Origin of the sequence: Noviherbaspirillum sp., assembly GCF_035254685.1 — a bacterium.
Lineage (GTDB): Bacteria > Pseudomonadota > Gammaproteobacteria > Burkholderiales > Burkholderiaceae_D > Noviherbaspirillum.
The window spans coordinates 87,924-103,635 of the sequence record NZ_DATFAI010000020.1; the positions used below are offsets into that span (position 1 = coordinate 87,924).

The following is a 15,712-nucleotide window of genomic DNA, read 5'->3' on the forward strand; positions in this document are numbered from 1 at the left end:
GGACTACCCGCAGTAGCTCCTCATGCCAACTGCGGCGGCCGTTCCCGGAATATAGAATTCAATCACCACCCCACCATCAGGAGCAGTGATGCTGCGTGACCGCTTTGGCCGATCCATCGATTATCTGCGTCTCTCGGTGACCGACCGTTGCGACTTGCGCTGCACTTACTGTATTCCCAAAGGCTTCAAGGGATTCGAAGAGCCGTCGCATTGGCTCACATTCGATGAAATCGAGCGCCTGCTGTCGGCCTTTGCGCGTCTTGGCACCTCGCGCATCCGGCTGACCGGCGGCGAACCCTTACTGCGGCGGAATCTTCCCGAACTGGCCGGCCGCATCGCGCGCATTCCGGGCATTCGCGACCTGTCCCTGTCGACCAATGCAACCCGGCTCAATCGTCATGCGCAGGCATTGAAGGAGGCTGGCGTGTCGCGCATCAACGTGAGCCTCGACTCGCTTGACCGCGGCTGCATGGAAAAGATCACCGGGCGCGACAGCCTCGAACAGATCCTCGACGGCATCATGGCAGGCAAGGAAGCCGGCTTCGAACCGATCAAGATCAACATGGTCGCGATGCGCGGCATCAATGACGGCGAAATCGACGCCATGGTGGAATTCTGCATCACGCACGGATTCATCCTGCGCCTGATCGAGGCCATGCCCATGGGGGCCACGGGACGCGATGCATCATTCATGGAACTGGGGCCGATCCAGGCACGGCTACGCGAAAAATTCGGACTGCACGCCCAGGCTGCGGAGCTGGGCGGCGGCCCCGCGCGCTATCTCGCCACCGCGGATGGCCGCGCCAGCGTCGGTTTCATCACGCCGATGTCGCAGCACTTCTGCGCCACCTGCAACCGCGTGCGGCTTGCGGTGGACGGCACCTTGTATCTTTGCCTTGGGCAGGAAGAGAAGGTCGAGTTCCGCCCATTGCTGCGCGACGGCGCGAGCGACGCGGAGCTGGAAGCGGCAATCAGGCAGGCCATCGAACTGAAGCCGCAGAAGCATGAGTTTCGTGAGCGGCCGGAAAAGATCATCCGGTTCATGGCCCAGACGGGCGGGTAACGATCATGCAGGATATCGAAAAATTCATTCGCGGTTTCTGCCGCTTCCAGCAGCAGTACTTGGGCGAACAATCCGTTTTCGATAGCCTGCGCGAAGGACAACGTCCCGGCACGCTCATCATTGGATGCTGCGATTCGCGCGTCGATCCGGCGCTGCTGACCGGCAGCGATCCCGGCGAGCTGTTCGTGGTGCGCAATGTCGCCAATCTCGTCCCGCCCTGCAGGATGGATGCGCCGCCCGGCGTCAGCTCCGCCATTGAATTCGCGGTGTGCGGGCTTGAAGTCGCGCGCGTGATCGTGCTCGGTCATGCAGGTTGCGGCGGAATCCGCGCGCTTATGTCGCCAAAGCGGCTCGCATCCGAAACGAACTTCGTGGAGCGCTGGATGCGCATCGCCGAACCGGTGCGCCAGCGCGTGCTGCGCGAGTTGCCGCACAAGTCAGGCATGGAGCAGGCCAAGGCTTGCGAGATGGCGAATATCCTGCATTCGCTCGACAACCTGATGACCTATCCATGGCTCAAGCGCCGCGTGGAAGAAGGCAAGCTCATGCTGCATGGATGGTATTTCGATATCAACACCGGCGCGCTGCTCGCCTATTCACCGCGCAAGCAGGAATTCCTGCCGCTGGTATGCGCGCTTGAAGAACGCCTGCTGGAAGCTGCGGCATGACCTTGCCCAGGCGGAAGACTGCGGGCAAATGCTTGCATGATTGAAGGTATTTATCCCGGGGCAACTGACAGGCATGCAATGCCTCCGGACACCAGTGCGGGTCTTGCCGCGGGCCGTTATACTGTAGCCGTCCCGCTACGCATCCTGCCGGCAAGCGCGGCTTGCGAAATGGATGCAAACGGACTGCAAACGGCCTGCACCTTTCGCGCCGCCTCGCATCGATCGAGCACATGCAAGCAATGACCCTGGAAACCAACTTGCCGACGTGGCAACGGCTGTCGACGAAAATCGTCGGTGCCTTGCTCGGCTTTCTTTTCCTCGCCCTGATTGCCATCGGCGCCACGCTGTTGCTTTCCTGGCAACTGGAAGGCAGTTCTGCCGCGATCAACGAGACCGGCACCTTGCGCATGCATAACTACCGGCTGAGCACGTTCCTGGCGCGGCTGGTGCATGAACCGGGCATGCAAAGCATGACGCTGGCAACGGAGACCGAGCTGAAAGCAATCGACGACACTTTCGAGCGCCTGCGCCGCGGGGATCCGCAGCGTCCGTTGCTGTTGCCGCCGACGACCCGCATACAGAAGGGCTTTCAGGCAACCCATGAGCGCTGGATGAAACAGATGCGGCCGATGGCTGCCGATGTGCTGCAACAGGAGGGCCAGGCCCGGATCGCCGCATGGCGGAAATACCAGGCGAGCGTCGACCCCTTTGTCGCGGAAATCGATTCGCTGGTCCAACTGATCGAACGCGACAGTGAACTGCGGACCTTCTGGCTGCGCTCCTCGCAGCTTGCGCTGGTGGCCATGGCGCTGAGCGGCACCGTGGTACTGATTTACCTGATGTTCCTCCTGATCATCGAGCCGATCGATCGCCTGCGCGTCGGCATCCAGCGCATGACGCAGAAGGACTTTGGCGTGCGCCTGCAGGTGGAAAGCAATGATGAGTTCGGCCAGCTGACGCGTGGCTTCAACCACATGGCGGATCGCCTCGAAGAGCTGTACGGCAGCCTCGAGCAGCGGGTGCAGGCCAAGACGGCCGCGCTGGCCGACCAGAATCGCGAGCTGGCACTTTTGTATGACAGCGCGGCGTTCCTGCAGCGCCCGCAGACCCTGGAATCGATGTGCGACGGTTTCTTGCAGCGCATCACGCAGTATTTCGGCGCTGCGGGCGGTTCCGTGCGCGTGCTCGATGAAAAACATGGCAACCTTCACATGGTGGTCCACCATGGGATTTCGAGCCACCTTGCCGTGTCCGAGCAGTGCATGAAGGTCGGCGACTGCCTGTGCGGTGAAGCCGTGGCGAAGCGGATTTCGCTCGTGCGCGACTTGCGCGTGGCGAGCAAGTCGCGCAATCTCCCCTGCGCCAAGGAGGGATTCGCGACCATTTCGATCTTCCACATCCATGCGCATGAACAGCATCTCGGTTTTTTCAACCTGCATTTCCGTGATCCCAAGGCCTTCAGCCAGAAGGAACAGGCCTTGCTGGAAACGCTCGGCCAGGTGCTCGGCATCGCGATTGAAAACCTGCGGCTGGCGACGCGCGAGCGCGAGATGGCGATCTCCGAAGAGCGCAACCTGGTGGCCCAGGGACTGCACGACAGCATTGCGCAGGGATTGACGTTCATGAACATCCAGATCCAGATGCTGGACGATTCGCTGCGCACCGGTAACACCGCCGAGGCTGCCGAAATCGTTCCTGCGCTGCGCTCGGGCGTGCAGGAAAGTTATGAGGATGTGCGCGAGCTGCTGCTGAACTTTCGCAGCCGGCTTGCCGAAGACGATCTGATCGGTGCGTTGAAGACCACCATCGAAAAATTCCGCAAGCAGACCGGTATCGACGCGCAATTCATCGCCGAGGGCAACGGCCCGCCGTTCTCGCGCGAGCAGCAGTTGCAGATGCTGTTCATCGTGCAGGAAGCGCTGTCCAACGTGCGCAAGCATGCGATGGCGCGGCATGTTGAAGTCCGCCTGCACAACCATCAGGATTTCGCGCTAAGCATCCGCGACGACGGGATTGGTTTCCAGTTTGATTCTTTGCACCAGAAAGGAGAGAATCACGTCGGAATCAATATCATGCGTGAACGCGCGCAACGCATTCATGCATCCCTCGCGGTCAGCTCCGAAATCGGCAAGGGCACGACAGTGTCGCTGCAGTTGCCGCAGGAGGAGCGCCGTGCTGCGTGACCTGAACAACAAGAAACATGAACACACCTGCCAAACCGATTACCGTCCTGCTGGTTGACGACCATACGCTGTTTCGCAGCGGCATACGCTCGCTGCTGCAGCGGCATTCCGATTTCACCGTGGTGGGTGAAGCATCCGACGGCGTCGAGGGCATCAAGCGCGCGAAGCAGTTGCGGCCGGATGTGGTGCTGCTCGACTTGAATATGCCGGGCATGTCGGGACTGGAAACCCTGCAACTGCTGCTGCAGGATTGTCCCGACACCGCAGTGATCCTGTTGACCGTGTCAGAAGAAGCCGAAGACCTGAAGGCGGCGCTGCAGGCGGGCGCGCGCGGCTACCTGATCAAGAACATCGATGCCGATTACCTGGTCCGGGCGATCCGTCGCGCCGCGGGTGGCGAGCCGGTGCTGGCCGAGGCGATGACCACCAAACTGGTGGCGCACTTGCAGGGCGGATCGACGAAGCCCGAGCCGCCGTCCGACCTGGATAAGCTGACCCCGCGCGAGAAGGAAATACTGGCTTGCCTGGCGCGTGGCGAGAGCAACAAGATCATTGCCCGCACGCTGGATGTTGCCGAGAGCACGGTGAAGATTCACGTACAGAACATTCTGAAAAAGCTCAATCTCTCAAGCCGTGTGCAGGCTGCCGTTTTTGCTGTCGGCCATGGCATGGCCGGCAGTCCGGACAAGCAGCACTGATGGATCGTCCGGCCTGATTGATCGGCTGATGTAGATGCCGATCAGCCGCCGCACTTGCCGCAGCAACCGCCGCAGGACCCGCTGCTTTCTTCGAGTGCAACCTTCTTCACGCCATAGCCGGAGCGGGCGAGCACGGCCGCCATTTCCTGCGTGGCGGTCAGGTCCTCGTCGAATTGCACGATAGCGCGGTTCTGCGGATATGACACGCTCACGTTGCTGACACCATCGATCGACTTGATCGCGCGCATCACCGTTTCGGTGCAATCTTCGGACTTCATTCCTGTGACATTCAGGATCTCGGTTTGCATGGTGCTTCCTTAATTCTCAATAAAATAAACTGGTTTCAGACAGGCGGGGCGATGCTTGCCGCACGTTAGCCGATACTAAATGAACCGCGCCGTGCGCATGAATGACTGAAATCAAGTTTTTCCAACTGACAAGCGATCTTGACGCCGCATGGAGACGTGTGACGGGAGAGGGAAGGCCCGTAAGGGCGAATTTTTTCTCTTCGCTCTATTGAGGACGAAATTTGCTCTCGCCAAGACGCCAGGAACGCCAAGGAAATGGGAAGAGTGACGGGCGATGCGATTGGGAAGCCCGGCATCACTCATTGATCGGCCGGACAAGAATCCTTGATTCCTTGACATTCCTGGCGTCCTAGCGAGAGAAGATTTTTTCTCCGCCTCAGGAATTTACTTGGCACGCTCAACATACCTGCCAAGCGGGGGAAAGGGAAAGGCGCGTGCAGCATGCTCGGCCGCACGCGCCGGTGTGACAAGCGGTCAGTGCGACATGAATACCGGCACGGTCATCGATTCCAGCACGGTGCGCGTGACGCCGCCAAGCAGGATCTCGCGGAAACGGGAATGCCCGTAGCCGCCCATGACGATCATGTCGGAGCCGAGGTCGGTGCAGATCGAGAGCAGGGCGTTGCCCACGTCGATATCGGTCTTCTGGCGCACGACATTGACCTTGATGCCATGGCGTGCGAGATAGAGGCCGATGTCCGCACCCGGTTGTTCGCCATGCGCATCGCCTTTCGATTCCGCATTGAATACGACCACGTCGACGTTCTCGGCGTGCTTGAGCAGCGGGATCGCCGCAGTGATCGCGCGCGTGGCACTGGTGCTGGCATCCCAGGCAATCAGGACACGTTTCGCGACGGTCTTGTAATGGCCGACGTACGGCACGATCAGGACCGGGCGGCCGGAGTTCATGACGACAAATTCAGGAAAATCGGGCAGGGTCGTGGTCGACGGTTCCTCGCGATCGGTTTGCCCGATCACGACCAGGTCGCTGTAACGCGCAGCAAGGCTGATGCCGCCGCCTGCTTCGTCGTCGATCGCGCGCGCTTCGCAGGACTGCACACCCATCCGCTTGGCGGTTTCTTCAAATTTGGTGAGCGAGTCGGCAGCTTCCTTGCGCAGTTCCTCGATGTGGTTTTCGAGATGCGTAGTCATGCCGCCGCCTTCGTAGATATACCTCGACTGGTAGACAAACCTTGAAACGCCGGTCGGCGCTGCGCCGATCAGATGCGCTTCCTGACTCATGGCGATGCCGGCGGCGAATTCGATACGCTCGGCCGCATGTTTGTCTTTGTCGACGTGCACAAGAACGGTTTTGTAGGACATGTGTTACCCCTTCATTTTTTTTAATGACATGGAACGATTGCTGTCAAATCCCGCATGGATAGCGTAGGGCCAACACGGTGGACCAGTCCAGAAAAAAGCGAACGCACGATCTATTACTTTGGGCATTTTTGATGCACATCAAAATTTTCCTTGCAGCCTGAATTCAAGGTAGTGGCGTCGACCGAAGGCCGGCATCAAGGCCTCCGCGCGCTCGTTCGTGATACCGCAAAGCGCCTACACCGTACGGCTGGGATCGCATGCGGTGTTGTGTTCCATGAGCCGGCTTATCGAACAAAAATCGCATGCGTTGCGCAAGTTCATGGCTCGCAATCCACAAGGCGCGCAATATTCGCCCAGGATCGATCGACGCAACCTGTTTAGGGATACCAAATGACCGTCAGAAACCTCAAATCCTTGTTTGAGCCGCGTTCCATCGCAGTGATCGGCGCATCCAGCAGGCCGCACAGCGTGGGCGCCACCGTGCTGCATAACCTGGTGGTCGGCGGCTTCGAGGGGCCGATCATGCCGGTCAATCCGAAATACGACACGCTGTCCGGCATGAAGGTCTACCGCAGCGTCAAGGACCTGCCCGCTGTTCCGGACGTGGCCGTGATCTGCACGCCGCCCGAGACCGTCCCCGGCATCATCAGCGACCTTGGGGAGTTAGGGACCAGGGCGGCCATCGTGCTGACAGCCGGCCTCGGCGCGGCCAAAGACCTGCACGGCCGCAGCATGAAAGAGTTGATGCTCAATGCGGCAAAGCCGCATCTGCTGCGCATCCTCGGCCCGAACTGCGTCGGCCTGCTGGTTCCCGGCCTCTCGCTCAACGCGAGCTTTGCCCATACCGGCGCGCTGCCCGGAAAGATTGCCTTCGTGTCGCAGTCGGGCGGCATGGTCACCGGCATCCTCGACTGGGCGAAATCGCGTGGCATCGGCTTCTCCCGCTTCATCTCGCTCGGCGACAGCGCCGATGTGGATTTCGGCGATACGCTCGATTACCTTGCCAGCGATCCGGATACGCATGCCATTCTCCTTTACATGGAAGCGATCAAGGATGCGCGCAAGTTCATGTCCGCCGCGCGTTCCGCCGCCCGCACCAAGCCGACGCTCGTCATCAAGGCCGGCAGGATGCCCGAGGGTGCAAAGGCGGCGGCATCGCATACGGGCTCGCTGACCGGATCGGACGATGTCTACGACGCCGCGATCCGCCGTGCCGGCATGCTGCGCGTCTATACCACGATGGACCTGTTCGATGCAGCGGAAACCCTCGCGCGCTCGCGGCCCATCAAGGGTGACCGGCTTGCCATCATCACCAACGGTGGCGGGCCGGGCGTGCTGGCGACCGATGCACTGATCGGCAAGCAAGGCAAGCTGGCGATGCTGTCTGCGCAGGCCATGATACGGCTGAACGAGATCCTGCCCGACACCTGGTCGCACGGCAATCCGGTGGACATCATCGGTGACGCGCCGGCGGAACGTTATGTCGATACGCTGGAAACCCTCCTGCAGGAAAAGGAAGTCGACGCTACCCTGTTCATCCACGTGCCGACGGCCATCGTGCCCAGCGTCGATATCGCCGCGGCGGTCGCGCCCATCGTGAAGAAAGCGTCGCGCAACATTCTTGCATGCTGGCTGGGCGGCGACTCAGTGGCGCAGGCGCGCAGCGCATTCACCGATGCCGGCATCCCGACCTACGATACGCCCGAGGAAGCGGTACGCGGCTTCATGCAGATCGTGCAGTACAACCGCAACCAGCAACTCCTGATGGAGGTGCCGGCGGCCGTATCGCACGACGTCTCCGAGGACCGCGCCACCGCGCGCGGCGTCGTGAAGAACGTGCTGTCCAGCGGACGCAGCATGCTGTCGGAGCCGGAGGCCAAGCAGGTGCTCGCGGCCTATGGCATCCCGGTGGTGCAGACTCGCTCGGTGCGCACGGTCGAAGAAGCCGCGCAATGCGCCATTGAAATCGGATTCCCGGTCGCGCTCAAGGTGCTTTCGCCGGACATTACACACAAGTCCGACGTGGGCGGCGTTGTGCTCGATCTGGAAGACGCGGCATCGCTCACGGCCGCGGCAAACGCCATGAACAAGCGCCTGCACGAATTGCGTCCCGATGCGCAGCTGATCGGATTTGCTGTGCAATCCATGGTGCGCCGGCCGCAGGCGCGTGAGCTGATCGTAGGCGTGACCAGCGACCCGATGTTCGGTCCCGTGATCCTGTTCGGGCAGGGCGGCATCGCCGTGGAAGTCACGGCCGACCACGCGGTAGCGCTGCCGCCCCTGAACATGGTGCTGGCGCGCGACCTCATCTCGCGCACCAGGGTGTCGAAACTGCTTGCCGGCTATCGCAACCTTCCCGCGGCGGACATCGAGGCAGTGTGCCATGTCCTGATCCAGATTTCGCAGCTGATCATCGACATCCCCGAGATTGCCGAGCTTGATATCAATCCCTTGCTGGCCGATGCGGAGGGCGTGATCGCGCTCGATGCGCGCATCGGCGTGAAGCCGGCCGAAATCGGCGGCGTGGACCGGCTTGCGATCCGGCCTTATCCGGAAGCGCTGGAAGAGTGGATCAGATGGCAGGATTCGCCCGTGCTGTTGCGACCTATCAAGCCGGAAGACGGGCCGCAGCACATCGAGTTCTTCAATGTCCTCGACCCGGAAGACGTGCGCTATCGCATGTTCGTACGCATGCGCGAGCTGACGAATCCGCAACTGGCGCGCATGACGCAGATCGACTACAACCGCGAGATGGCGTTCATTGCGACCAGGAAGGGCGAGGATGACGCACCGGAAACACTGGGCGTGGCGCGCGTAATTTTTGATCCTGACAACGTCAGCGCGGAGTTTGCGATCATCGTGCGCACCGACCTGAAAGGGAAGGGCCTCGGACGCATCCTGATGAGAAAACTGGTCCAGTACTGTCGCGACCGCGGCACGCAGGAGATCGTTGGCGAAACGCTCAGCTACAACAAGGCGCTGATCGGCCTGGCGCGAGGCTTCGGTTTCCAGGCGTCGCGCTCTGTTGAAAACGATACAACACACCTGGTCCTGGACTTGCGGCAGGGCTGAATGCGCGCCGGCGCCCGGATTAGTTTACCTGTCGATATTGATTTACCGGCCAAGGCAATATAAGATTCATCTAATATGAATCTTTTTGAGGGGTTGCCATGGCCTTGCTGACCATTGAAGAGCCGCGTTCGTCGGCACAGGGAAAGCCGTCGCTCACGCACCATCCGCTGTTCCGTCTCGGATTCCGCCCGTTCTACCTGCTGGCGGCGATCTTTGCCGGCGTCAGCGTTCCGATGTGGGTCGCGACCTACTTCGGCGTGGCGCCGCAGCATCTTGCCTCGCATGTGAGCCTCTTCTGGCACGTGCATGAAATGGTCTACGGCTTCGCCGTTGCCGTGATCATCGGTTTCCTGTTCACCGCCGGCCGCAACTGGACCGGGCTGTGGACACCGCGTCGCGGCCATCTTGCGGCGCTGGCCGGGGTCTGGATCGCCGGTCGTATTGCCATGTGCGCCTTCCCCGCGCCGCTGGCTGCCGTAGTGGATATCGCTTTCCTGCCGCTGGCGGCATGGCCGATGTATAGCGTGCTCAAGCGCGCCGGCAGCAAGCGCAATTATTTCCTGGTCGGCCTGCTGGGCCTGCTCACCGCCGCGAACATCGTGTTCCACCTTGCCGTCAATGGCGTGCTGAACATCTCGCCGATTGCGCCGGTGGAAGCAGCCATCCTCGTTGTCGTAATGATTGAATCCGTCATCGGCGGCCGCGTCATCCCGGGTTTCACTTCCAACGCTGTCCCGGGCAGCAAGCCGGTGACCAACGTGCAGCGTGACCGCATCAGCATCGGACTGACCGCCGTGGCAGCGCTGGCATGGATTGCCCACCTGCCGGGGCCGATGGTGGCGGCGCTGACCTTCGCCGCCAGCGTCACACAACTCACGCGTCTCATCGGCTGGAAGCCGCATCTCTCCCTGGGCACGCCGCTGTTGTGGATCCTGCATGTGTCGTTCGCCTGGATCGGGATCGGTTTCTTCCTGCTGTCGCTGGCGGCGCTGAACCTCACCACGACGAGCGCAGCCTTCCATGCGCTGGCCGTCGGCTCGATTGGCGGCCTGATCATCGGCATGATCACCCGCACCGCGCTCGGCCATACCGGACGGCCGCTTGCCGCAGGGCGCAGCGAACTGGTGATGTACCTGCTGGTACAGGCAGGCGTCGTCACGCGCCTGCTGGCGGCGGTGGATGCCTTCGGCGCGCGTAATGCACTGCTCGTCATTGCAGCCGTCTGCTGGAGCGGCGCATTCCTGTTGTATGCGGCTGTGTATGGACCCTACCTGGTGCGTGCTCGCATTGATGGCCGAGACGGCTAAGACACATTTCATCAGCACAAAGGCCCGGTTTCACACCGGAATCGGCGATGCAAGCCCCGATTCCAGTGTGGCTCCGGGCCTTCTTGCTGATGAAAGAGTTCTGATTTCGCTTGACAAAACTTCAGCTACACGATCCATGTCTGACCCGTTTGACATAGATCAAGGTGGCACTTTGTTCGCCAACCGTACACTGCACCCGAGCCTGATAGCGTTCCATCGTGGGGCGTTCGGCTGCAGGAGTTAACTATGGCGGTTCCCGCAACGGCAATACCCTTTACCCCCTCGGTGCTCTTCGATGCATCCTTGATCCGCAAGCTGAGCCAGCAGGGGCCGCGTTACACCTCGTATCCGACCGCAGATCGGTTCACGGAGGAGTTCCGCGTGGGCGATTACCTGCAGGCGGTGAGCAGCGTACGGGCCATGGGCGCCAGGAATCCGCTTTCCCTTTACATCCATATCCCGTTCTGCGACAAGCTGTGCTACTACTGCGCCTGCAACAAGATCGTCACCAAGAATCACAGCAAGGCCGATGAATACCTGACCTATCTGAAGCGGGAGATCGACCTCCAGGGCAAGCTGTTCGCAGCGATGAACCACGTCGAGCAGCTGCACTTCGGCGGCGGAACGCCGACGTACATCTCCGACGAGCAGATGGGCGACCTGTTGGCGCACATCCGCAAGTGGTTCCGCTTTGCCACCGACGAGGATGGCGAATATTCCATCGAAATCGACCCGCGCACGGTATCGCCGGAGCGGGTGCATTCCCTGCGCGCGCAGGGCTTCAACCGCATCAGTCTCGGCGTGCAGGATTTTGATCCGGACGTGCAGAAGGCGGTCAATCGCATCCAGCCGGAAGAGCAGACGCTCTCCGTGATGTGCGCAGCACGCGAGGCGGGATTCCGCTCCATCAGCGTCGACCTGATCTACGGTCTGCCGAAACAGAACCTGATCACCATGGGCCAGACGCTGACCAAGGTGATCGCGGCCAATCCGGACCGCATCTCGATCTACAACTACGCGCACCTGCCGCACCTGTTCAAGGCGCAGCGCCGCATTTCCGAGGCGGACATTCCGCACCCGGAAACCAAGCTGGACATGCTGGCACTGTGCATCAAGCGTTTGACCGAAGCGGGCTATGTCTATATTGGCATGGACCATTTCGCCAAGCCGAACGACGACCTGGCCATCGCGCAGCGCCAGGGGCGCCTGCACCGCAATTTCCAGGGTTATTCCACGCACGCCGAAGCCGAGATGGTTTCCTGCGGCGTGTCGGCCATCAGCGCAGTTGGCTCCACCTACAGCCAGAACGAGAAAACGCTGGAAGCCTATTACGAACGCCTGGAGTCCGGCGAATTGCCGGTCGCACGCGGCACGAAGCTGACTGTCGATGACCTGTTGCGCCGGATCATCATCCAGATGCTCATGTGTAATTTCGAGCTGTCGATCCGTTCGCTCGAGCTTGCCTATCCGATCACCTTCACGACGTATTTTGCAGAGGAGATCGAAAAGCTGCGCGGGCTGGAGGCCGATGGTCTGCTGAGCATCGATCCCGAGTGGCTGACCGTGACGCCGAAGGGCCGTCTGCTGATTCGCAATATCTGCATGGTCTTCGATCGCTACCTCAATACCAGGCAGGAAGCGAAAGTCGAGCGCCTCCGGTACTCAAAGACAATCTAATGTAAGCTTGCGCTTTTCGCGGCGCATGCCCGGCCAGCTTCGGGCACGGGTTCGCAGGTCTCAATAGTGACAGATTTACATTTACTCTCCGTTTTCCTGATCGGCTTGCTCGGTGGCGTGCACTGCGTCGGCATGTGCGGCGGCATTGTGAGCGCCTTCTCGGTCGCTTCCAAACGGCGACCGTTCCCGGTCGCGGTGACAAACGGATCCGCCTCCATCAACCACGCCATGGTGCTCGGCGATGCCGTGCGCGTCCTTGCCTATAACACCGGGCGCATTGCCAGTTATGCAATGGCAGGCGCGATTGCTGGCGGCGTTGCGCAGGGCGTGCGCACCTTCTCCACCGTATCGGTGCTGCAGGTCGGCGGCTACTGGCTTGCCAACCTGATGCTGGTTGCGCTCGGGCTGTACCTCATGGACGCGTGGCGCGGGCTGGCCCGGCTGGAGGCGCTGGGGCAGATCCTGTGGCGCAGACTGCAACCTTTGATGAAGCCGCTGCTTCCCGTCGACAGCGCCGCCAAGGCCTTTGCACTCGGCGGCTTGTGGGGCTGGGTGCCATGCGGCATGGTGTACAGCGTGCTGCTGACCGCGATGATGAGCGGCACTGCGCTTTCCGGCGCGACCGTCATGCTGGCCTTCGGGCTCGGCACGCTGCCGTTGCTGGTGACAATGGGAATGCTGGGCGCGCGCCTGCAATCTTTCACGCGACGCCGCTGGGTGCGCGTGGCAAGCGGCCTGCTCGTACTGGCCTTCGGCCTTCTCGGCCTGGTGCGCGCTGCCAATGGCTTGTCGCTTGGCTGGCTCGACGCCGTCTGCATCACGCCGCATGCCGCTACCCACGGAGGGCAATGATGCAAGCCGTGCTGGACAAGGCCGATGAGCCCTTGCGCGGCCAGGCTGCGCAATCCTGCTTTCACTGTGGCCTGCCGGTGCCGCCGGGTTCGAACTGGACGGTGACAATCGACGGCGCACCGCGCGCGATGTGCTGCCCAGGCTGCGAGGCCGTCGCGCAGGCCATCGTCGACAACGGCTTGACGGATTACTACCTGACCCGCGAGGGCTATTCCACCACCGCCGACAAGGATGCGCTGGTTCCGGAAGAGCTGCGCCTGTATGACACGCCGGAGCTGATGGCGCAGTTCTCCGCGCAGTCGTCGGATGGAGCGAATACCGGCGGCGAGAGCTGCGAAGCGGTGTTCTCGGTGGACGGCATCCGCTGCGCCGCCTGCGTGTGGCTGATCGAACGTCGGCTTACTCATGTGCCCGGCATCGAGAACATCAACCTGAATGTCGCCACCGAACGCCTGCATGTGCGCTGGCAAAAGGACAACTGCAAGCCGAGCGACATCCTGCGCGCGGTGCGCGAAGTGGGCTACGCAGCCTATCCGTATGACGCCATCCGCCACGGCGAGCAGCTGCAGCGCGCGGCGAAAAAGATGTTCCGCCAGCTCTTCATCGCCGGCCTGTCGATGATGCAAGTCATGATGTACGCCGTCCCTGTCTATCTTGCCAGCGAAGGGACGATGGATGCCGACATGGAAAGGCTGATGCGCTGGGCCAGCCTGCTGCTGACGCTGCCGGCCGTGTTCTACTCCGCACTGCCGTTCTTCAAGGGCGCATGGTCCAACCTGAAGGCGCGCGCGCTCGGCATGGACGTGCCGGTCGCGCTCGGCATTGCTGCCGGTTTCATTGGCAGCGTGGCATCCACCATCACCGGCCGGGGCGATGTCTATTTCGACTCGGTGACCATGTTCATCTTCCTGCTCCTGTGCAGCCGCTACCTGGAGCTGATGGCGCGCCGCAAGGCTGCGTCCGCGCTGGAAAAACTGCAGCGCGCATTGCCGGCCTCGGCTGCGCGAATGCCAGGATACCCTGCCGATCGCAGTACGGAAGTCGTGGTCGCGGCCCAGCTCATTGAAGGCGACACGGTGCTCGTCAAGCCAGGCGAGGCGATCCCGGCGGACAGCGTGATCGTCGAAGGTTCCACCGCGATCGACCTGTCGCTGCTCACCGGCGAAAGCCATCCTCAGCCGCGATCCATCGGCGACATCGTGCCGGGCGGCGCGGTCAATGCGACGCAGGCGATCGTGGCCCGCGTCAGCAAGTCTGCGCACGATAGCACGCTGTCAATGCTGGTCAAACTCATCGAGCGGGCAGGGCAGGCCAAGCCGCAGCTGGCCTTGTGGGCCGACAAGGTGGCCGCATGGTTCGTCGCCGCCTTGCTGCTGTTTGCGCTGATCGTGTTTGGCCTGTGGCAGTGGCACGATCCGTCGCGCGCATGGCCGATTGCCGTGGCAGTGCTGGTCGTCTCCTGTCCCTGTGCGCTATCTCTCGCAACGCCGAGCGCGCTGGCCGCCGCGACCGACCGACTGGTTCGACAAGGCGTGCTGGTGGTGCAACCGCATGTACTCGAAACCTTGCATCGGACCACGCATGTCATTTTCGACAAGACCGGCACGCTGACCACTGGCAAGCCGGTGCTGCGCAATATCGCCGCAGACGATCCGGATTCCAGCGCCCGTTGCCTGCAACTGGCCGCCGCGCTGGAAGCGTCGAGCGCGCATCCGCTCGCGCTGGCCATCGCCGAAGCCGCGCGCGCAGCTGGTGTGAATGCCGGCGAAACCATCGCCAGCGACTTGCACCACAGCGCGGGGCAGGGGATTGAAGGCATCATCGAAGGTGTGTCTTATCGCCTGGGCTCGGCGGCGTTCGTGGGGCAGATTGCCGGCTCGCCGGAGCCGGAGGGTGCGCATGACAGCTATACCCCGGTCTACCTCGGCACCAGCGGCGCATGGCTGGCGCGCTTCGACTTGGCCGACGCGGCGCGCAGCGACGCGAAGCAGGTGGTCGATCAGTTCAAGTCCGCCGGCAAGAAGGTCATCCTGCTCAGCGGCGACCAGGAGGCAGTCACGCAACACGTCGCCGCGGAACTCGGCATTCCGGAGGCGCACGGCGAATACCTGCCGGATCAGAAACTCGAATTCGTGCAAGCCCTGCAGGCCTCTGGCGCTGTCGTCGCCATGGTCGGCGATGGTATCAACGACGCAGCCGTCCTGCGCGCGGCCGATGTCTCCTTTGCCATGGGCAGCGGCGCGGCGCTCGCGCAGACGCATGCCGATACCGTCCTGCTGTCGGGCCGCCTGTCGGCAGTCTGGGATGCGAAGGAAGCGGCAACGAAGACCATGGCGGTCATCAAGCAGAACCTCGCATGGGCGACGGTGTACAATGCGGTCGCCATTCCCGCGGCGGCATTAGGGTTGCTCAATCCTTGGCTGTCTGGCATCGGGATGTCACTCAGCTCCGCGATCGTGGTCCTCAACGCGCTGCGCCTGCGCCGCCTTCCGGACGTTTCAACTGCGCGCCAGCCGATCGCGCCGCAACTTGACAAACAGGCCGCGTGACGGCGCGGAACG

At 61.9% G+C, this 15,712-nt stretch carries 11 protein-coding genes; 9 read left to right on the top strand and 2 right to left on the bottom strand.

From position 1 onward, the window contains the following. The first annotated feature begins 88 nt into the window (after positions 1-88). From moaA to VJ698_RS06395, 4 genes are all read left to right on the top strand, one after another. Complete coding sequence (moaA, locus tag VJ698_RS06380; protein ID WP_324101883.1) at positions 89-1,063, top strand: GTP 3',8-cyclase MoaA; 975 nt, start codon at positions 89-91, stop codon at positions 1,061-1,063. 5 nt (positions 1,064-1,068) lie between these two features. Then, positions 1,069-1,731 carry a carbonic anhydrase gene (locus VJ698_RS06385; RefSeq protein ID WP_324101884.1) on the top strand — a complete coding sequence of 221 codons (663 nt, stop codon included), beginning with the start codon at positions 1,069-1,071 and terminating at the stop codon, positions 1,729-1,731. A gap of 230 nt (positions 1,732-1,961) precedes the next feature. Further along, positions 1,962-3,914: a type IV pili methyl-accepting chemotaxis transducer N-terminal domain-containing protein gene (locus VJ698_RS06390; RefSeq protein WP_324101885.1), complete on the top strand. Its 1,953-nt coding sequence runs from the start codon at positions 1,962-1,964 to the stop codon at positions 3,912-3,914. 17 nt (positions 3,915-3,931) lie between these two features. Continuing rightward, positions 3,932-4,612 (top strand): response regulator, encoded by a 681-nt coding sequence (locus VJ698_RS06395; protein ID WP_324101886.1) that lies wholly within the window; start codon positions 3,932-3,934, stop codon positions 4,610-4,612. 41 nt (positions 4,613-4,653) lie between these two features. Here VJ698_RS06395 and VJ698_RS06400 read toward each other — a convergent pair whose 3' ends face one another. Next, positions 4,654-4,920 (bottom strand): heavy metal-associated domain-containing protein, encoded by a 267-nt coding sequence (locus VJ698_RS06400; protein ID WP_324101887.1) that lies wholly within the window; start codon positions 4,918-4,920, stop codon positions 4,654-4,656. A gap of 474 nt (positions 4,921-5,394) precedes the next feature. Further along, positions 5,395-6,243, bottom strand: a complete 849-nt coding sequence (locus VJ698_RS06405) for a universal stress protein (RefSeq protein WP_324101888.1) — start codon at positions 6,241-6,243, stop codon at positions 5,395-5,397. A 390-nt stretch (positions 6,244-6,633) separates the two neighbouring features. Between VJ698_RS06405 and VJ698_RS06410 the strand changes: the two genes are divergently transcribed. The 5 genes from VJ698_RS06410 to VJ698_RS06430 all read left to right on the top strand — a co-directional run bounded on the left by VJ698_RS06410 (position 6,634) and on the right by VJ698_RS06430 (position 15,700). Continuing rightward, complete coding sequence (locus tag VJ698_RS06410) at positions 6,634-9,315, top strand: bifunctional acetate--CoA ligase family protein/GNAT family N-acetyltransferase (RefSeq protein WP_324101889.1); 2,682 nt, start codon at positions 6,634-6,636, stop codon at positions 9,313-9,315. Between the two features lie 98 nt (positions 9,316-9,413). Further along, positions 9,414-10,622: an NnrS family protein gene (locus VJ698_RS06415; protein ID WP_324101890.1), complete on the top strand. Its 1,209-nt coding sequence runs from the start codon at positions 9,414-9,416 to the stop codon at positions 10,620-10,622. A gap of 246 nt (positions 10,623-10,868) precedes the next feature. Beyond that, the gene (hemN, locus tag VJ698_RS06420) at positions 10,869-12,299 is read left to right on the top strand and encodes an oxygen-independent coproporphyrinogen III oxidase (RefSeq protein WP_324101891.1); all 1,431 of its coding nucleotides are present in this window, start codon (positions 10,869-10,871) and stop codon (positions 12,297-12,299) included. A gap of 66 nt (positions 12,300-12,365) precedes the next feature. After that, positions 12,366-13,151, top strand: a complete 786-nt coding sequence (locus VJ698_RS06425) for a sulfite exporter TauE/SafE family protein (protein WP_324101892.1) — start codon at positions 12,366-12,368, stop codon at positions 13,149-13,151. Next, positions 13,151-15,700: a heavy metal translocating P-type ATPase gene (locus VJ698_RS06430; protein WP_414691129.1), complete on the top strand. Its 2,550-nt coding sequence runs from the start codon at positions 13,151-13,153 to the stop codon at positions 15,698-15,700. Before VJ698_RS06425 ends, VJ698_RS06430 begins: the two co-directional genes overlap by 1 nt. Positions 15,701-15,712: the final 12 nt, after the last annotated feature.